This is a genomic window from Acidobacteriota bacterium, from assembly GCA_028875575.1.
Lineage (GTDB): Bacteria > Acidobacteriota > Terriglobia > Versatilivoradales > Versatilivoraceae > Versatilivorator.
Genome location: JAPPDF010000045.1, coordinates 21,220 through 40,050, shown reverse-complemented (window position 1 = coordinate 40,050; position 18,831 = coordinate 21,220). Strand labels below are relative to the sequence as shown.

At 63.8% G+C, this 18,831-nt stretch carries 15 protein-coding genes and 1 pseudogene; 5 read left to right on the top strand and 11 right to left on the bottom strand.

Annotation, left to right across the window (positions count from 1 at the left end; translation table 11 throughout):
• Positions 1 to 26 precede the first annotated feature (26 nt).
• From OXI69_07095 to OXI69_07085, 3 genes are all read left to right on the top strand, one after another.
• On the top strand, positions 27 to 2,660 hold the full coding sequence (locus OXI69_07095; GenBank protein MDE2665898.1) for a PSD1 and planctomycete cytochrome C domain-containing protein: 2,634 nt from the start codon (positions 27 to 29) through the stop codon (positions 2,658 to 2,660).
• 60 nt (positions 2,661 to 2,720) lie between these two features.
• Complete coding sequence (locus OXI69_07090; protein MDE2665897.1) at positions 2,721 to 4,166, top strand: DUF1501 domain-containing protein; 1,446 nt, start codon at positions 2,721 to 2,723, stop codon at positions 4,164 to 4,166.
• Between the two features lie 175 nt (positions 4,167 to 4,341).
• Entirely contained in the window at positions 4,342 to 4,854 is a 513-nt protein-coding gene (locus OXI69_07085; protein MDE2665896.1) for a hypothetical protein, read from the top strand.
• Between the two features lie 38 nt (positions 4,855 to 4,892).
• Here the strand turns inward: OXI69_07085 and OXI69_07080 are convergent, their stop codons facing one another.
• The 8 genes and pseudogenes from OXI69_07080 to OXI69_07045 all read right to left on the bottom strand — a co-directional run bounded on the left by OXI69_07080 (position 4,893) and on the right by OXI69_07045 (position 12,409).
• On the bottom strand, positions 4,893 to 5,888 hold the full coding sequence (locus OXI69_07080) for a hypothetical protein (GenBank protein ID MDE2665895.1): 996 nt from the start codon (positions 5,886 to 5,888) through the stop codon (positions 4,893 to 4,895).
• A gap of 7 nt (positions 5,889 to 5,895) precedes the next feature.
• Positions 5,896 to 7,200 carry a PQQ-like beta-propeller repeat protein gene (locus OXI69_07075; GenBank protein MDE2665894.1) on the bottom strand — a complete coding sequence of 435 codons (1,305 nt, stop codon included), beginning with the start codon at positions 7,198 to 7,200 and terminating at the stop codon, positions 5,896 to 5,898.
• A gap of 119 nt (positions 7,201 to 7,319) precedes the next feature.
• The gene (locus tag OXI69_07070; protein MDE2665893.1) at positions 7,320 to 8,366 is read right to left on the bottom strand and encodes an Ldh family oxidoreductase; all 1,047 of its coding nucleotides are present in this window, start codon (positions 8,364 to 8,366) and stop codon (positions 7,320 to 7,322) included.
• A 58-nt stretch (positions 8,367 to 8,424) separates the two neighbouring features.
• Complete coding sequence (locus OXI69_07065) at positions 8,425 to 9,747, bottom strand: Nramp family divalent metal transporter (protein ID MDE2665892.1); 1,323 nt, start codon at positions 9,745 to 9,747, stop codon at positions 8,425 to 8,427.
• 81 nt (positions 9,748 to 9,828) lie between these two features.
• A complete protein-coding gene (locus tag OXI69_07060; GenBank protein ID MDE2665891.1) occupies positions 9,829 to 10,527 on the bottom strand; it encodes an RraA family protein in 699 nt (232 codons plus the stop codon).
• 38 nt (positions 10,528 to 10,565) lie between these two features.
• On the bottom strand, positions 10,566 to 11,447 hold the full coding sequence (locus OXI69_07055) for a sugar phosphate isomerase/epimerase (GenBank protein MDE2665890.1): 882 nt from the start codon (positions 11,445 to 11,447) through the stop codon (positions 10,566 to 10,568).
• 279 nt (positions 11,448 to 11,726) lie between these two features.
• Positions 11,727 to 12,059, bottom strand: a complete 333-nt coding sequence (locus tag OXI69_07050) for a helix-turn-helix transcriptional regulator (protein MDE2665889.1) — start codon at positions 12,057 to 12,059, stop codon at positions 11,727 to 11,729.
• Positions 12,056 to 12,409: pseudogene (locus tag OXI69_07045) on the bottom strand (type II toxin-antitoxin system RelE/ParE family toxin). Before OXI69_07045 ends, OXI69_07050 begins: the two are co-directional and overlap by 4 nt.
• 148 nt (positions 12,410 to 12,557) lie before the next feature.
• Here OXI69_07045 and OXI69_07040 point away from each other — a divergent pair.
• On the top strand, positions 12,558 to 12,725 hold the full coding sequence (locus OXI69_07040) for a hypothetical protein (protein ID MDE2665888.1): 168 nt from the start codon (positions 12,558 to 12,560) through the stop codon (positions 12,723 to 12,725).
• Positions 12,726 to 12,812: 87 nt separating this feature from the next.
• The gene (locus OXI69_07035; protein MDE2665887.1) at positions 12,813 to 13,679 is read left to right on the top strand and encodes a phytanoyl-CoA dioxygenase family protein; all 867 of its coding nucleotides are present in this window, start codon (positions 12,813 to 12,815) and stop codon (positions 13,677 to 13,679) included.
• A 420-nt stretch (positions 13,680 to 14,099) separates the two neighbouring features.
• On the opposite strand, the gene OXI69_07030 is transcribed toward OXI69_07035, so the two are convergent.
• From OXI69_07030 to OXI69_07020, 3 genes are read right to left on the bottom strand one after another with little or no spacing between them, the layout of a single operon-like run.
• Positions 14,100 to 14,462 (bottom strand): hypothetical protein, encoded by a 363-nt coding sequence (locus OXI69_07030; protein ID MDE2665886.1) that lies wholly within the window; start codon positions 14,460 to 14,462, stop codon positions 14,100 to 14,102.
• 57 nt (positions 14,463 to 14,519) lie between these two features.
• Positions 14,520 to 15,944 carry a DUF1501 domain-containing protein gene (locus OXI69_07025; protein MDE2665885.1) on the bottom strand — a complete coding sequence of 475 codons (1,425 nt, stop codon included), beginning with the start codon at positions 15,942 to 15,944 and terminating at the stop codon, positions 14,520 to 14,522.
• Positions 15,945 to 15,951: 7 nt separating this feature from the next.
• On the bottom strand, positions 15,952 to 18,765 hold the full coding sequence (locus OXI69_07020) for a PSD1 and planctomycete cytochrome C domain-containing protein (protein MDE2665884.1): 2,814 nt from the start codon (positions 18,763 to 18,765) through the stop codon (positions 15,952 to 15,954).
• Between the last annotated feature and the right edge of the window lie 66 nt (positions 18,766 to 18,831).

The following is an 18,831-nucleotide window of genomic DNA, read 5'->3' as shown; positions in this document are numbered from 1 at the left end:
GGCGACGGATGCCGGCCAACAATCCAATGCGAACGAAATTCCTTCCGGTTCTGGCCCTGATTGCCGGGCTCTCGAGTTCGGTGACCGCCGGCTTGGCCCAAGACAAGCCGCCGCTGTTCGAGTCCGTCCAGGCCATCCTGGCCGAGAACTGCCTGAGCTGCCACGGGGCGGCCCAGATGTCGGGCCTGGACCTGAGGCAGCGGGAATCCTTCCTGAAGGGGGGCTCCCGCGGACCGTCGCTGGTCCCGGGAAAGGCCGAAGACAGTCTTCTGTTCCAGGCCGCCGCCCACATCGGGGAGCTCCAAATGCCCCCGGAATCACCCCGCCTGCCCAAGGAGAAGCTGGACCTCATTCGTCAATGGATCGACTCGGGCGCCGTCTGGGAAGACAACAGCGACGACGCCGACCCGGCAGCGGAGGAGCCCGACTGGTGGTCGTTCCGCAAGCCGCGGCGCCCCACTTTGCCCCTGGTAGGCGGGAAGGAGTGGCAAGGAAACCCGATCGACGCCTTCGTGCTGGCCAAGCTGCGGGAAAAAGGGTTGCCCGCAGCGCCTCCCGCCGACAAGCGCACCTTGATTCGGCGCGCCTACTTCGACCTGATCGGCCTTCCCCCCACGCCGGAGCAGGTGGACCGCTTCCTCAAGGACGACTCGCCCCGAGCCTTCCAGTCGGTGGTGAACGAGTTGCTGGAATCTCCCCACTACGGGGAACGCTGGGGACGGCACTGGCTGGACGTGGTGCGCTATGCCGACTCGGCCGGGTTTGAAACCGATGCCTTCTTCCCCCATGCCTGGCGCTACCGGGACTACGTCATCAAGTCCTTCAACGAGGACAAGCCCTTCGACCGATTCCTCCAGGAGCAGATCGCGGCCGACGAGCTCTGGCCCAACAACCTGGACCTGGAAGGCACCTACGCCATCGCGGTGGAGAAGCTGCGGCAGCTGGAAGCCCGGGTAGGCACGGGGCTCTACGGGCTGGTGCCCCAGACGGGCGAATCCAAGATGGACGCCAGCCGGGAGCTCAATGAAATCCTGACCGACTGGGTCGACACCACCGCCTCGGCATTCATGGGGCTCACGCTGGGCTGTGCCCGCTGCCACGACCACAAGTTCGATCCCCTGTCCCAGAAGGACTATTACCGCTTCCAGGCCATCTTCGCGGGCAGCGACACCATGGAAATTCCGGTGGTCACCAAGCTTTCCATGTTTCACCGGTCCGAATCCTACTCGGGCTTCCTGACCCTGGCCGAGCTCCGCTGGACGCACCGACTATTGGAGAAGAAAGTCAGCCGGCGCGTGTTCGAAGCCAAGAAGGCGGAGTTTCCGGCGGAGGTGGTGCAAGCCTTCGCAATTCCGGACGACGATCGCACGCTGGAGCAGGAAAGGCTGGCCGCTCCCCTGGCCGAGGCCTTGAAGAAGTTGGGCGACCCGAACGGATTGACCCTTCTGGACCTGGAAAAGCACCTGACCCCGCAGGAAAAGGTCCAGCGCAAGGAACTCGTGGAAAAGCTGGGGCACGCCGTGCTGAAGGTGCCGACCACCGAAGCCTCCCACCAGACCCATTACGACGCCCTGTTCGACATCCCCAAGGCGGTGGTCATGGGCCATCGCCAAGCCGAGCTGGTTCCGGCGATCCACGTCCTGGATCGGGGGGACCTGGGCAAAAACCTGGAGAAGGTGGAACCGGGGCTTCCTCGCATCCTGGCCAACGGAATGGACCTGGAGCAGCCTGCCTCGGAGCTGGCGGTTCCGCGGTCGCGGGCCAAGCTGGCCCTTTGGCTGAGCCGCCCCGACCATCCCCTGACCGCGCGAGTGCTGGCCAACCGCCTCTGGCAGTGGCATTTCGGATCGGGCATCGTGAGCACACCCAACGACTTCGGGCGAATGGGAGCCGAGCCCAGCCATCCGGAACTTCTGGACTGGCTGGCGACCGAGCTGGTGCGCAGGGGCTGGAGCCTCAAGTCGATGCACCGTCTCATCATGGCCTCCCAGGCCTATCGGAGGAGCAGCCAATACTCCGACCCGGCCGCGGCCCTGGCCGACCCCAAAAATCTCTACCTGTGGCGCATGAACCGGCGCCGCCTGGAGGCCGAGGCCCTGTGGGACGCCCTCCATGCCGCCGCCGGGACCCTCAACCGGAAGCTGGGCGGGCGGTCCTTTTGCCCGACGCCGGAGGAAGGGGACCTCTCGGGCAAGAACTGGATCCGGGTCTACGCCGACCCGGAGGAGCAGAATCGCCGGGCGGTCTACATCCTGGTGCAGCGGAATTTCGGATTCCCCATGTTCGAGACCTTCGACACACCCGATCCGGCCGTAAGCTGTTCGGTGCGCGAAGTCACCACCGTGCCTCCCCAGGCCCTCTTTTTCCTGAACGACAAGATGGTCTTCAGCCAGGCCCAGGCCTTTGCGGCCCGCCTGATCCGCGAGGTCGGGGACAATCCGTCCGGCTGGATCCGCCAGGCCTGGCGCGTTGCCCTGGGACGGGGACCCACCGCCAAAGAGCAGGACGAGGCCGCAACGCTGCTGGAGTCGCTGACGGAATCGGAGGTCAATGCCGGAAAGCCCGACTCGCTGGCCGAGAAGGGTCAGGCTCGCACCCGGGCCCTCACCCAGTTGTGCCTGGCCGTCTTCAACCTGAGCGAGTTTTCCTACGTGGACTGACAGTCCTTGTTAAACCCGGCCGCCGGCTGTTACCATGTCGGGTACGAGGAGCCAATTCCAATGGATCACAGTTGCTGCAACCGGCAAATGACCGTCAGGTCTCGGAGGGAGTTTCTGACCACCTCCGGCTTCGGCTTTGGAGGCCTGGCCCTGGGCTACCTGCTGAATCGTGAACAGGCCCTGGGGAACGTTGTGTCGTCCGCGCCCATCGATCCACTGGCTTCCCGGACGCCGCACTTCCCGGCCAAGGCCAAGAGTGTCATCTGTCTGTATATGAAGGGTGGCCCCAGTCAGATGGACAGCTTTGACCCCAAGCCCCTGCTGAGCCGGCTTGACGGTCAGCCCATCCCGCCCAGCTTCGTCACCAAGGACCTGGACTTGCAGTTCGTCAAGGTCGAGGACATGAAGCTGCTGGGGTCCCGGCGGACCTTCCGCCCGTATGGGCAATCGGGCCTGGAGATCTCCGACTTGTTCAGTCGGTTGGGCCAACACGCCGACGACCTGGCGGTGATCCGATCCTGCTACCACGACTCCTTCATCCACGGGCCCGCCATGAGCGTCATGCTGACGGGATCGGTCCGGCTGGGGCATCCCAGCGTGGGAGCCTGGGTGGTTTACGGCCTCGGCAGCGAGACCGAGAACCTGCCCGCCTACGTGGCCATGTCGGAGGGAGCCGGCGTCTCCACCAAGGCGGTCTATGGAGCCGGGTTCCTTCCCGCAGCCTACCAGGGCACCTTCATGCGGACCGAGGGGAATCCCCTTCGGAACCTGACGCCCCCCATCGATCCCGGAAACCAGCGAAAGATCCTGGACCAGGTGGGCCGCTGGAACCAGAGGCACCTGGACCAGGAGCGGCAGGACGACTCCCGCCTGGCCGCCCGCCTGACCAACTACGAGCTGGCTTTCCGCATGCAGACGGCAGCCCCCGAGCTGATCGACATCGCCGGCGAACCGGAACACGTTCGACAGTTGTACGGGTTGAATTCCGAAACCACGGCCAAGTTCGGGCGCATGTGCCTGCTGGCGCGGCGGATGGTCGAGCGGGGCGTCCGCTTCATCCAGCTCTACAAGAGCGGCTGGGACGGTCATACCGAGAACGATCAACTACACGTGGGCAGCGCCGCCAAGATCGACCAGCCCATCGCCGGCCTGATCGCCGACCTGAAGCAGCGCGGATTGCTGGACAGCACCCTGCTGCTCTGGACGGGCGAATTCGGCCGCACTCCCATCAACCAGGGAAAGATGGGCCGGGACCACAACCCCTACGGCTTCACCACCTGGATGGCCGGAGGCGGGATCCGCGGCGGCAAGGCCATCGGCGCCACAGACGAGCTGGGCTTCCGGGCCGTCGAGGACCGGGTGCACGTCCACGATCTGCATGCCACCATCCTTTCGCTGCTGGGTCTGGACCACGAGAAGCTGACCTACTTCTTCGAAGGCCGCAACCGACGGCTCACCGACGTCGGCGGACAGAACGACCTGTCCGGTAAGCTGGTCGCCGGTTGAACCCGGCAGCGCAAACGCGCCGCCGCCTTCGGTTCCAAGGCCGAACAAGCTCCCATCGCCCATTGCCCCTGCCGCCCAAGGCTTTTGGAGGCCGACTTCCCGCCGCCTCCCCGGACGGGATTTTCAGGTTCAAGGGAGAGGCGCCGGGGCTCCGCCCGTTCTTGAGACGTCCGCCATGCCGGTAACGATACTTCTCCTGCTTTGGCTCTTTCCCCTGGGCGCCGTGGCCCAGGAGGCGCCGCCGACTTACAAGGGAAGCCTCCGCCTGCCGCTGGAGCTGCAGACCCGGCAGGGTCAACCGGTGCCAAAGGGGAAAGTGGACCTGGAGGTACGACTCGAGCAAAAGACCTGGCTACTGTTCTCCCAGGGGGAGCAGGCCTTGGCCCGCGTGGAGGGAAAGGTTCTGGAAGACGACGCCCAGGACCTGCCGGGCGCGGTTCCCCTGTTGGGCACCGTATTTCTGCAGGCCTCGGCCGTGCCCCTTCGCAGCGACTTCGACCGGCGCTACAGCAAGACCGGAAAACCGCAATACCGCGAAGAGAGCTACGACTGGAGAGGCACCCTCAGGGTGCACCGCCCGCTGAACCCGCGGAGCCGGGAGGTCTACTTCGTCTTTCACGAACGCGGCCAGGACGAAAGGCACCGGCGCATTCAGTTCACCTTGCTTCGAACGGGAAGTGCGGAGTGAGCAATGCAGGGAGGAGTGGGCAAAGGCGGAGCAGCTAGCTAACCGCGTTCTTCGACCTCGAATACCAAGATTATTCCACGCGGACCCTTATTGGTCCCGACACGCAGCGAGTCCACCCGACCGAGTGACCACACCGCTCGAACATCCTTCTTCAGGGCGTCAGGGTCAAACCTGTCTCCGGGCCTGGTTTCGATCTTCGAGGCGATAAGCGCCTTCAAAGACTCGGGATCGCCGACAAATTTCCCGCAGATCTCGATACTCTCGACGACCATCTTGTCCGGCGGGTCTCCCGGCTCTAGGTTTGGGTGAGACCGACACGTCTCCGATACCGGGGTCGAGGCCTCGGCGGTCATTGGGACGATCCTGCCTAATCTCGCCCTCTCCATCTGGAGAATCTCTTCAATCCGTCCCAGACCCTTTTTATCGGCCTCCCGTACCAGAAAGGACCTGAACGCCGCAACACGACGGCGCTTGGCGGCCATACTTCGCCACGATTCGCTCCGATCGGGCCACACCTCGCTGTAATTCGGCCACCATTCGACACCAGGACTCCGCTCGCCTGGCGTTTCTACGAAATCCAATCTGACTTCGATGCGCTCAATTCCAGCGGGCATCCCAAGGGTTGCTTCGCTGGGTATTTCTATAGTACTTCCCGGCAAATATGGCTCCCCTCCCATGGATTCTTCGTTTCCAAAAGGACGTGTATCCGTGGTGACTGTCGCACTCGTCTTCCCGCCTGAACGACCGTGAACCGTCCAACGTACCTTAATAGCGGTCACAGGTTCGTCCGAAATGTTCCGGAACACGCTCACCAGATCCGTCAGGGTCGAGGTCGAATCCTGACTAAAGGTCGTGGTCACATATTCGACCGGCGCTGGAGTCGTCCCGTGAGACACGAACTGGACTTCAGGTTGTTCGGCTGCCTCAGGTGAAGAAGGTGTCAGAAAGACCATTCCGATCAGCACAAGACACCCAGTCAATGCCCACGAACCTCTCATATTCATGATTGCCCCCGGGGTTGGTTCATAACCCATGGTTGCATCATTCCTCGCCCAGGTCAAAGGCGACGAACTTTTCTCTGTTGCGGACGTAGAGGATGTCCCCGACCAGGGTGGGCGGCGTCCAGCAGTTGTGCTGCAGTGGCTGAGCCTGGACCAGGACTTCGATCCCCTCTTCGGCCGGCTCGGCCAGGGCCAGGGTGCCGTCTTCATCCAGGATGATGAACTTCCCGTCGGCGTAGAGCAGGGTTCCCTTGGCGAACCCCCGATGCCGCCAGACCACCTCGCCGTCGGAGACGCGGATGGCGGTGAGAAAGGCCGGCCCGAAGTCGCCGCTGAAGCCGTAGGCCAGGCCGTCCAGGCGAACGACGTTGCCGTGGTGCACCCGCATCCGCTTGGTGAACCACAGCTCTTCCACCGAGGTCCTGCCGTTGCGGCGAGTGAGCTCGAGGGCCCGGCTTCCCCCGGAGTAGGCGGTGGAGAGGAACAGGCGGTTGTCCTTTCCCCAGACCGGGGTGCTGACGGTGAGGCCTCCGGCCAGGCCGTGGGTGTGGCTCCAGAGCAGTTCCCCGGTCTCGGGATCGACACCCACCACCTGCTGAGCCATCATGCCCACAAACTGGTCCTGCCCATCCACGTTGATCAGGATGGGGGAGGAATGGGAACGCTTGAAGTCGTGACGGGCCCAGACCACCCGGCCGTCTGCGGCGTTGAAGGCCATCAGGCCGGACCCGGGACCTCCCACCAGGCAGAGGACCAGGTCTCTGTAGGCAACGGGGCTGGAGGAGAACCCCCGGCCCATGGAGGTGCTTCCGAAATCCCGAGCCAGATCGTGCGACCACAGGACTTTCCCGGTCTCCTTCTTCAGGCAGTGAAGGTTGCCGTTCCAGCCGATGGTCACCACCCCCTCCCGGGTCAGCACGGGGGTGGCCTGTGGACCCACGCCATATTTGCGGTGGGTGTTGTCCTGCTTCGCCGTGATGGGCGCCGGATAACGGTGCTCCCAGAGCGTGCGGCCCGTCGCGGGCTCCAGGGCAGCTACCACCTCGTCTTTCTCCTGCCGGTAAAAGGCATAGAGGCGCGCTCCGTCTGCCAGGATGGCGGAATAGCCGTCTCCCAGCTCCCGGCTCCAGAGTCGCGGAGGTCCCTCGGCGGGCCAGGAGGTCGAAAGACCGGCGGTCCGGACCTTGAAGTCACCGCCGGGGCCGCCCCAGCCGGGCCATCCCCACGAGGGGTGGATGGTGCAGCCGGCGGTCCACAGGAAAGCGGCGGCCGCGGCCCACAGCCACAGTCTGGAGGGCAGGCGACGGCAAGTTAAGGATTTTCGTGCCTCTGGAAGCTTCATCATTCCTTCGTGTCCCTTCTTCGTTTTTAGTGTCCCTTCGTGGATATCTCTCTTATTTCAATGCTTGCTGGTCTTTGGCATGTCGCCTCGCCAGGCTTGCGGGAACTTGTACAGTCCCCCCGTCAACACTCATGGATCCCCACGGATTCCGCGGTTTCCACCACCTTGCTCCAGATGTCCTCCGCGATGGGGATGCCCTCCCGTTCCCGTCGGGCCTGCGTCTCGACCTCGGGGTCTCCCGGAACCCGCACCTCCTTGAACCCGGGCGCCGGGGGTACCGACCGCACCCGCTGCTGCATCTGGTCGGCGCGCTTGGCGAAGGTCGGGTAGGACTGGAACAGGTCGGCTCGAAAGACCAGAAGGGTGTCTCCCTGGTGGCGCAGCACCTCGTCTGAGGTCTCGGGGTCGGCATAGGAATCGGAGCCCAGCAGGATTCGGCTCAGAAACTCGGCCGCCAGCATGATGGCCCAGCCCTTGTGCTGCCCGAAAGGGGTGTGGCCGCCCCCGTCGAAAAAGTCGGCCGGGTCGGTGGTGGGCCGGCCTTCCTTGTCAACGATGCAACCAGGAGGGAGCGACTCTCCGCGGCTGTAGGCGTTGTCGACCTTGACTCCCGAGATGGCCGATGTGGCGAAGTCGGCCACCATGGGCGGTTCGTCCCCCGCGGGGATTCCCAGGGCAATGGGATTGGTGTGCAGCAATCGGCGGCTGCCTCCGTAGGGCATCACCTTGGGCTGGTTCTGGCTGAAACCTCCCACCCAGACCAAGGAGATCATCTTCTCGGCGGCGGCCATTTCCGCGTAGTGCCCCAGGCGTCCGATGTGGTGGGCCTGGACCAGGCCCACCAGAGCCACCTGTTCCCGCTCCGCCTTGCGGATGGCGGTCTCCATGGCGAACCGGGCTGCCACCTGCCCGAACGTCCAGTGACCGGAGATCAGGGCCGTGTTGGGCTTTTCCTCGAGAATCCCGGGCTTTTGCGCGGCGGCGAGCTGACCGGCGCGGATGGCCTTCACGTATCCGGGAATGTGCCAGATGCCGTGGGTGTCGACTCCCTTCAGGTTGGCCAGCACCAGGTGCTCGGCAACCTCCTGGGCGTTGGACCGGTCGGCGCCGGCGGCTGACAGGATTTGGCAGGTGAGCTGGCGGATAGCCTCCGCCGTTCGAATGATCATGTTGGTATCCTGCCTCAGAAAAAGGACGGGGGCAAAACGACTCCACGGCCCTGCCAGCCTACCGAATCAAGCCGGCCTGAACGGCCAGTCCAAAGAGCACGCATCCCATGATCACCCCGGCCGAAGCCAGCAGCAGCACCGCCACCGGCCGGCTCATTCTCAGTGGCTTCTCGGTGCGGAAGGCCAGCCAGCAGATGGCGATGGTGGCCAGGGGCGTGCCCATCACGCCGATGATGTAGTGGCTGATCAGCACCATCAGGGCGGGCCGGGTGGGGACCAGCAGATAGAGGGTGAGCACCGACACCAGAAAGGCGGTCTGGACCACCTGCTGCGATCCTCGCACGGCCTGGGGGCGACTTCGGTCGACCAGGCCCAGGCTGCACAGAAAATCGGTGATGATCCTGCCGTTGACGGCGGTGGCCGCCAGCAGGGTGGAAAGCAGGGTGGCCATGGCGCTGACCAGGAAGATGCTCTTGGACCAGGGGCCGTAGCTCTCGGTAAAGATGGAGGAAATCTGGTCGACCACCCCGATGCCCGCCGGCGTCATGCCCAGGGGGAAGAGAATGGCCGCTCCCAGGATGAAGTAGGCCGCCGTCACCACCGTGGCCAGCAGGGTGGCCAGGCCGGCATCCACTTTGAGCATTCGGATCCAGCCCCGCGCCCGTTCCACCCAGCCCTCGGAATCCCGCGGCCCCAGATGTCTGCCGTAGCCCTTCTCCAGCACCCAGTAGGGGTAGACCACCAGTTCCGAACCGGAAACCCCCAGGGCGCCGATGAGGCTGATAACGGCAAAGGCCGCCAGGCGAACGTCGGTACCTCCCAGGGAAAAGCCCAGGCCTGACCACAAGTCAGCTCCGCTCACCCGAAAGGGCGTGCCCTGAAGCATGACCAGGCCCAGCAGCGCCGAGACGCTCAGCAGCAGGGCCAGGGCGATCAACATCTTCTCCAGCCGCCCGTAGATGCCTCGCCAGAGCAGCAGTTGGACCCCGGCGACCACAACCACCGCCCAGATTTGAACCGATCCGATGGCGTCGGAGGAGAGCGGCCGGATCCCGTGCATCAGGCCCGCCATGGCTCCCACCAGCCCCGAGGAGCCCACCTGGGCCAACAGCCATCCCAGCATGAAGGCCCACACCAGCCAGGACGTGTTCCGCAAACGGGGTCCGGGGAAGGGGCTCAGAGCCTGGAAGACGGTCCGGTTGTGGACCAGGCAATAGCGGCCCACCTCGACCTGCAGAAAGTACTTGATCATGCAGGACAGCAGCACCGCCCACAGCAGCACGAAGCCGAAGCGGGCCGCCTGCAGCGGCGTGTTGATCAGTTCGCCCGAGCCGATCACTCCGGCCGCCAGCACGATCCCCGGTCCCACGGCAAGCAGCATCGGCCAGGGCCTCACCGGTGCGTTTCTGATAGGAGAATCGGTACTCATGGGGGAAGGTTGTGGTGCGGCAAGCTTGCCGGCTCAGGCTTTGTCGGGTCGCATGCGCTGTTTCAATGCATCCAGGCTGAAGCGGTTTTCCACCAGGTCGAAGAACTCCGCCTCCTCATCCTGCACCTGCCGGGCCGCGTCCGCCAGGGAATCGACGGCCACCTCCGGGATAGTGATCAGGCCACTCTCGTCTCCGTGCAGCAGATCGCCGGGGTGGATGGTGAGGCCGGCCACGGTCACCGGGGTGTTGAAGCTGAGGTAGGCCGGATACCCGTGGGAAGCCACCCAACCGGCGGAGAAGACCTGGAACTCGGGAGTCCTGCGGGCGATTCCGCTCTTGTCCCGCGCGTTGACGTCGGTAACGATGCCGACGCCGCCCAACTTGTCCAGAACGCAGCAGAACATGTCCCCGATGACACAGCAGCGCTCGCGTTCGTGGCCACTGTGCTGGATCACCATGACGATGGGTCGGGGAGCGGCCTCCAGCGCTTCCAGCAGTTCGTCGACCCGAGGCGGCCTGCGGTCGCCCGGAGTGGTGCTGTCGGCGGTTGCCGTGACCGCGTAGCCGACCATGGGTTCGAGCTGGGGAAACTGGCAGGTGATCCGGTTGGAGGCAAAGCCGGTGGCACGGTCCCTCAGGGCCAGCTTCTCGATGGCGTTGGAAACCGTGGCCGTATCGAAGGCTCGCAGGGCCTGGAGCACTTCCGGCGAATGGCGCGAATTGGGGGACATGGGGTCTCCTGGATCTTCATCAAACTCGCCGAGCGAGCTCAGACGGCCTTGGCGATTCTCTCCTGCAAGGACGCCATTTTCTCCATCTGCTTCATGAAGTCGATGGTGCCGGTGAGAGCGGTCTTCCAGTCGGGCTTGCAGGGAACGCTGTCGAGTGAAATGTAGCCCGAGAAGTTCATGGCGTTGAGGGTCCGCACCACATCCAGAAAGTCGATGTGACCGGTCCCGGGCGTCTGCCGGTTGTTGTCCGCCAGGTGGATGTGCATGAGCCGGTCGCCGGCCTCCCGCAGGGCGTCGTTCAAGGGGCCGTCTTCCATGTTCACGTGGAAGAAATCGGCCAGGACTCCCAGGTTGGGGGCGTCAATCTCGTCCACGATTCCCTTGCCTTCAACCAGGCTGTTGAGGAAACCGGCGTACCCTTCGAAGCGGTTGATGGGCTCGATGGCGATATCGACGTTCCGCTCGGCCGCATACTCGGTGATCTCCCGGGTGGACTCGATGAAGTTGGCCCGAAGCAGGTGGATCGGCGTCTTGGTCACGGGGTACTCGGACTGTGCCGGCGAGGCCACGATCTCGAAGACGGGAGGATCCTCGAAGGTCGCCGCCAGGTCCACGCTTTTCTTGGCATAGTCCACGCCGTGGCGCCTCTCCGTTTCGTCGGTGGAGGCCAGGTCCCGGACCTCGCCCGCGTGCCAGGGCGCCCAGGCGCCGATCAGGGCAGGAACTTTCAGGCCCAGCGAGAAGGCCATTTCCTTGACCTGGTTGAACCGGCTGGCCTCGATGCGATCCGGCTCGGCATCCAGATCCACCCCGTCATAGCCCGCTTCGGCCACCGCTTCCAGCACTTCCCGCGGCTTCTCCCAGACATTGCCGCCGGTGGACGCCAGTGTGCATAGAATCACCGAATACTTGTGCCCCATGGTTCAACCTCCGCTCGCTTCAGACGGGTCTGCGACCTATCCTCGTGTCCTCCTGCCCTTGGCCCGCCGGTTCTCCGGCCGCCACGGCAGTCTAATCGAAAGGCCAGCGTCCTTCAAGGATTGGCAGGAGGAGGGACAAGCCTCTGTCGACAAAGAAGGGCCCAAGGTAGCTTCGATCCAATTGTTGCCCATTATCCGTGCGGTCGCTTCGCTCACAGGGACTCGGTCTTGGGACAGCAACCTCGAGGTCCCGGGGCGGTTGTTCAAACGGCAGACAACTCACGCCGATACCGGTGCTTTTTCAGCGCCTATGCGCGGGTGAACGTGGATCTGCACGTCTACGTGCTGGCCGAGCTTGTAGAGCACGGTCATCAGACGGTCAATGGTGAAACGGTCAAGCTGCACGTTGCGAATACGGGTAAAGTCCGCGTGACTGACACCTGTGCGGTTCTCGGCCTTGCGCGTCGAAAGCCCTTCATCGTCAAGAATACCGATGATTCTGGCGGCTAGAAGTGCCTTGGTCTGCTGTACGTCGGCGTCAGCGCGGCCGAAGTCACGAAAGACACTGCCGCTGCCGTGCACCAACTCAAGATCGTCGTCTGTTTTGCTCACTGCCGTAACTCCTTCTTCAAGCGGCTGAGCCGTTCGCGGATGAGATCGATATCCTGCTTAGGGGTCTTTACGCCCTACCTCGCCTTTTTCTGGAAGGCGTGTAGAACCCAAATCCGCCCCTTGAATTGCAGAGCGTAAACCGTCCGATACGCATCGGTACGGTACTTGAGAGCCACCTCAAATACACCGGACCCGAGACCCTTCAGCGGTTTGGCGATGTCGGCCTTGCGGCCTTCGGCCGCGACCGTCAGCACCCGCAAGATCTTTTCCTGCGCCCCATTGGGGAAGCCGTCGAAAACCTTGCGGGCCGCCTTGATCCAAGAGATCGGCCGGGTATTTCTGCTTTGCATGGGATATGGTGGCAGATATGTCACCAGAGATCAAGTCGGGCTCTCTCTCTATTTCAGACCGCCCTGGCTGTGACCCACACCCCCAACCTGGCAACCGTCCGGAGGGTTGCGATAAACTGCCTCTCGGGCGGAATGGAGGAGCATGGCCGTGAAAAGAGGAATCATCCTGGCTGGTCTCTTGTGCTGGTTGCCGGCGCCGCTGGAGCGGCTGCCGGGGCACGGGGTGCTGGGCCGGGTGGCCGAAGCCAGGCGGATCTACCAGCAACTGCGCCTGGATTGGAAGCGGGAAGCGTCCCAAAGGGCAGGGAGTCGGTGAAGGCTGCGAAGGGGGCTCCGCTTGGGTTCCTGCTTGCCCTCGACCGGGTGTTGCCTGTAGCCTAACTCATTGGAAACGGAGGAAAACATGCTGAGCCCAGAGCAGGTCCGCCAATACCGCACCGACGGCTTCACCGTCTGCCAGGGGTTTTTGCCCGAAGGGGAGGTCGACCGATTCAGGGGAGAAATCGAGGGTATCTGCGCCGGGAACACCCTGGCGAACCACGACAGCACCCTGATGGAAATGGAACCGGCCCAGCTCCCCGAGGGGAACCGGGTGAGGCGCATCTACCAGCCCTGCCACCACTTTCCGGAATTCGGGCGCCTTTCGTATTCGGACAGGCTGCTGGACTGTGTGGAGCAGCTTCTGGGGCCCGACCTGCTGATCCAGTACAGCAAGATCAACATGAAGCCCGCCGACGTGGGCTCGGTGGTGGAGTGGCACCAGGACCTTTCCTACTATCCTCTGACCAACCGGGACTCGTTGGCGGTCCTGTTCTATCTGGACGATGCCAGCCAAAGCAACGGCTGCCTGAAGATCATCCCGGGCCGCCACACCGGGCCCTTGCTGAGCCACACCCGGGACGGCCTCTTCCAGGGACGGGTTACCGAACACGTGGATGGATCCGGGGCGGTGTCTGTGGAGGGCGGAGCCGGAACCGCCATCTTCATGCACTGCATGGCTCCCCATGCCTCGGCGCCCAACACCTCTTCCCACCAGCGGCGAACGCTCATTCTCAGCTATCGGGCTGCCGACGCCTTCCGCATTTACGACGGCCAGAACACCGCCACCAGCGAGGCCTATGTCCGCCTGGTCCGGGGGCAGCACCGCAGTGTGGCCCGCTTTACCATGAACGAGTTTCCCATTCCCACCTATGAGGGAAAGTTCGTCTCCCTCTACGACCTTCAGGACAAGTCCCGCCAATCCGAAGTCGAGCAGGAGTCCATTGGATAGCCAAGGGTTTGTCGGCGATCATCGCGCCATGCAGTCCCCTTCGGGTGCTGCTTCCGGGGCTACTTGCTGCCGCCGCCTTCGCGGCTCGACTGGAATCCCCGGACTGCCCCCCGGGAAAATATTCCAATAAACAAGCACCTTCCCCCTTGCAGCATTGCGAGTTCGGTGAGAGCTGCGAAGCTGCGGTTGAGGTGGGTTACCCGGCAAGACGCCACCTACGGGCCATCCTTATAGAGCTGCGTAGCTGCGGCTCAGGGTAGCCCCGGGTGTCAACCCGGGGTCGTATGGGTTCCGTGCCAACCTAGCCGCGAATGCGGCGCATAGAAAGCACCCCTCCCGGAAAGCAATGCCTCCACAAAAAAGTAGGGGACGCCGAGTTTACCCCCTCCGGCTCGACTCCGGACCGTGCGACGGCGCGACTCAGAGAAAACTTTCCAGATACTTCAGGGGTTGAGGCGACAGCAGCAGTTGGTCCAGGTGGTATTGCCAGCAACACTCGGTGTCGGTGGACTCGAATTCCACTCGGCAACGGGAACAGTGGACCAGGGCCACCCAATGGTGGGGGTCGCTGCCGAAGAAGGCTTCGGCGAACTCTTCGGATAGCAGGATCCGGTCGGGGTGGTTGAACAGCCAGCTCTTGTTATCCAATCGGGAGGCGTTGACCCGGACCGTTCCCTGGTGGAGGATCGCCCCGTCGTAACGATAGCCCATGTCCCGGATGCCCAGCCAACCCTGGGCCACGGCCCGATCGACGGCCTTGATCAGGATCTCTCTTTCGGTCATGACCTGCGAGGGGGGAGAGCCCGGAGGGAGGAATCAGGCGGAGCCGGGCTCAGCGGCTCACGCCATGATCTTGTTCGCGACCACGCCGTGGACATCGGTCAGGCGAAAATCGCGGCCGCCGTGGTGGTAGGTGAGGGCCTCGTGATCCAGGCCGAGCAGGTGGAGGATGGTGGCATGCAGGTCGTGAATGTGCATGCGATCCTCCACGGCGTGATAGCCGAATTCATCGGTGGCGCCGTAGGTGGTTCCGGGCTTGACCCCGCCGCCGGCCATCCACATGGTGTATCCGTAGGGGTTGTGGTCGCGGCCGTCGTGCTGGGCGAAGGGCGTGCGTCCGAACTCGCCTCCCCACACCACCAGCGTATCCTTCAGCAACCCGCGGGCCTTGAGGTCGGTCAACAGTCCGGCGATGGGCCTGTCCACCTCGCGGGCGTTCTGGGCGTGCAGCCGCGCCAGATCGCTATGCTGGTCCCACTTGTAGCTGTGCCAGCATCGCACCACCCGCACACCCCTCTCCACCAGCCGGCGTGCCAGCAGCAACTGCCAGCCGTAGTCATGGGTGCGCTTGTCGTCCAGACCGTAGAGCTTCTGGGTTGGTTCCGATTCCCCCTTGATATCCAGGATCTCCGGGGCGTCCATCTGCATGCGGAAGGCCAGTTCGAATGACTGAATGCGGGCCTCCAGCTTGGGATCGAAATCGTTGTCCAGGGCGTTGCGCCGGTTGATCTTCTGCAGCATCTCCAGCTCGTAGCGCTGCTGCTCCGAGGTCAGGTTTCCGCTGGTCAGGTGCTCGATGGGGTTGTCCTGAATATCCGGCACCTTGACCGTGTCGTTGCCGATGGGAGTCCCCTGATAGGCGCCCGGCAGAAAGCCGGAATGCCAGTTCCTGGCCCCGCCGTGGTAATAGGAGGGCTTGATTTCGATATAACCGGGCAGATTCTGGTTCTCGGTCCCCAGGCCGTAAAAGATCCAGGACCCCATGCTGGGCAGGGTGAAGTTGAGCGTGCCGGTGTTGAGCTGGAGCAGGGCCGCCCCATGGTCCACCCCCTCGCCCACCATGGAGCGAATCACGCACAGCTCGTCGGCGTGGGCTCCCACGTGGCGAAAGAGATCGCTGACCGGAATGCCGCTCTCACCGTAGCGGCGAAAGGCGAAGGGCGACTTCATCAGGCCGCCCAGATCCTCGGTAGAGAACTGGAGCGACAGCTTGAAGGGGATGGGCTTGCCGTGATCCCTGTCCAGCCGGGGCTTGGGGTCGAAGGTGTCCACCTGGGAAGGGCCGCCGTGCATGAATACGAAGATGACCCGCTTGGCCCGGGGGCTGAAGTGGGGAAGCTTGGGAGCCAGTGGATTGCGAGGCGCGGAGCCGGCCAGCAGGCCGGCGTCCTGCGCCAGCAGGGCCTGCAATCCCAGAGCTCCGAATCCGCAGGCCGTTCGGCGCAGCATGGCCCGCCGGGAAATGGGTCGGGATGGGAGATTCATGGTTCCCTCAGTTGACAAAGTTGAACTCGTTGGAGGTCATCAGAATCCGGCAGAGGCTCTGCCAGGCGTCCAGACGGGAATCTTCGTCCTTCCCCGTCCCTGCCGGATAATTCCGCAGGTAGGCGAGTGACTCCTCCACCTCCTGGGGCGTGGGCAGCCGGGTCAGGGCAATCAGGTAGGCCCTGCGAACACGCCCGGAATCCTCCCCCTCATCGCCCACCGTCAAATGTTTGGCCAGGGAGCGCGACCGATCGGCCACGTTCTCGCTGTTCATCATGTAGAGCGCTTGGGTGGCCACGTTGCTCTCGGTCCGCCTGGCCGAACTCAAGGAGCTGTTGGCGAAGTCGAACAGCTTCATCACACCGGGGATCTTGTTGCGAATGACCGGAACGTAGAGGCTGCGCCGGCGGGTTTCGTTGGGATGAAAGGCCTGTTCCGGACCCTTCTGGGCATAGTCCATTTTCCGGGAGGCCAACGACCCTCCTAGGGTCAGGTCCAGGGAACCGTCCAGCGCCAGGAAGGCGTCCCGCATTTCCTCCACCGAGAGCCGGCGGCGTCTGGCTCGGGACCATAGCCGATTGTCCAGGTCCGATTCCATGGTCTTGGGAGAGGCCTGGCTGCTCTGCTGGTAGGTGTTGGACAGCAGCAGCATCCGGTGCATGGCCTTGAGGGACCATCCGCTCTCAACCAATCGGCGCGCCAGGTAGTCCATCAACCGAGGATGGGTGGGTCTCTCGCCGGTGGTGCCGAAGTTGTTGGGAGTGCGCACCAGGCCCTCGCCGAAGTGCCATTGCCAGATGCGGTTGACCATCACCCGGCTGGTCAGGGGATGGTCTGCTCGGGTCAGCCACTCGGCCAGCTCCCTGCGCCCGCTGCCTTGAGTGATCGGCGTCTGCCGGCTTCCGGCCAGCACCACCGGGAACTGCTTGGCCACCGGATCGCCAGGAGTCTGGTAACTGCCACGGACGAACACCCTCTGGTCGACCGGTTCCCCCTCGGCCACGGCGGAAGCCAGGGGTGGCTCCGGAGGCGAGGACTCCTCCAGAAGCTCCACCTCTTTTCTCAGTTCGCCGATGCGGTCCCGTGTCTCCTTGGGCAGCAGCTCTTCCTGATCCTCTTCCTGAATCCCGAAGGGTCCGCTGTCCGCCTTGGTCCCCTCGGCCTTGGGAGGAGGACTGATCACCGAGTTGAAAAAGCGACCCTCCACGGTGATGAACTCGTCAAAGAAGGCCGGTTTCTTGCGGGGGGCCTTGCCCTCCCGAACGGCCACCTCCACCTTCTGCTTCCATTGACGCAGGCGCTGGTGCCACCCTCCGGACAACCTGTCGAAGAGATCCTGGTATTCCCCTGCCACCCTGGCGAGTTCGGAGGACTCGGCCCGGTGCCACTTCTCCAGGTAGGGACGAAAAGCGTTGCCCGGTTGGAGGTATTCGATCCAGCGCTGCAGCAGTTGCGGGTCCAGATCCTCCGCTTCCGCCACCTGCTTCAGGGACTCACCTTGCCCGTAGACACGCCGGGCCGCCAACATGTATTCGGCCAGAAGGGGATAGAGCTTTTCCTCGAGATTCCCGGCGACCCCGGTCAGCACCAGTGCCTCGATCAGTGACTCCCGCCCCTTGATCTTGTCCTGGTGGCTCCGGTAGCGCTGGTGGACCTCCTTGGGAACCAGGGGCTCGAAGTAGAACTTGGACACGAAGGGCGGCTTCTTGTCGGGCGGTATGAGGACGCCGAAGCTGCGGGTGCTGGCGAAGATGGAAGCCAGGGAGTAGTAGTCCTTGGTCGAAATCGGGTCGAACTTGTGGTCGTGGCAGCGAGCACACGCGATGGTCAGTCCCAGGAAGGCCTTGGAAAGAGTGTCGATCTGCTCGTCCACCAGGTCGTAGACCATCTTGGTCTTGTCCTGCTGGGCGATGGCGCGGGGGCCGATTGCCAGAAACCCGGTCCCCAGCACGGCCCGAACGTTGGGGTGCCCCGGTCGGCCGGAGGGATAGAGGTCGCCTGCGATCTGGTCCTTGACGAATCGATCGTAGGGAAGGTCCCGATTGAAGCTGTCGACCACGTAATCCCGGTAGCGCCAGGCATAGGGCATGGTGATGTCTTCGTCGAGGCCGCTGGAATCGGCGTAGCGGGCGACGTCCAGCCAGTGGCGGCCCCAGCGTTCGCCGTAGCGGGGCGAGGCCAGCAGGCGGTCCACCAGCCGGGCGAAGGCCCCGGGAGCCCTGTCGCCGACAAACTGCTCGATTTCCTCCTCGGTGGGGGGCAGGCCGTGAAGGTCGAACTTGGCCCGGCGGAGCAGCATCAGCTTGCCGGCGCGGGGCGCCGGGTCCAAGCCTTTTTCCTCCAGCTTGTGCAGCACGAAGGCATCCACCGGCGTCCGAACCCAGCCCGGATTACGCACCTCAGGCGCCTCGGGGTCGCCCAACGCCTGAAACGACCACCAGTTGGAAATCCCGTTGGAACCATGAGGATCTTCCTCCCAGGGAGCGCCCGCCCGGATCCATTCTCTCAGGACCTCCACTTCATCCGGCGAGAGAGCGCCGCCCACCGGCATTTTCAACTCTCCGGACTGAAGGACAGCCTGGTAGAGCAGACTCTCTTCCGGGTGCCCGGGAACGATGGCGGGACCGCTGTCGCCGCCCTTGAGCAGGGTCTCCCGCTGGCGGAGATCCAGGCCCGAGATGCGCGCCTCCCCGTGGCAGGACAGGCAATGCTGCTGCAGGACAGCCTGGGCTTTTTCAGGCAGTGGGGCGTCGGCCGCCAGTCCCTGGGCCGGGCCGGCGGACAACATGAAGACAAGGATGGGAAGGGCTCTCGGGCTCAAACCAAGTCCCCGGTTTTTCGGTTACACTCGGGTCTATTTGCACCTAAGCAGGGGTTCATTCTAGCA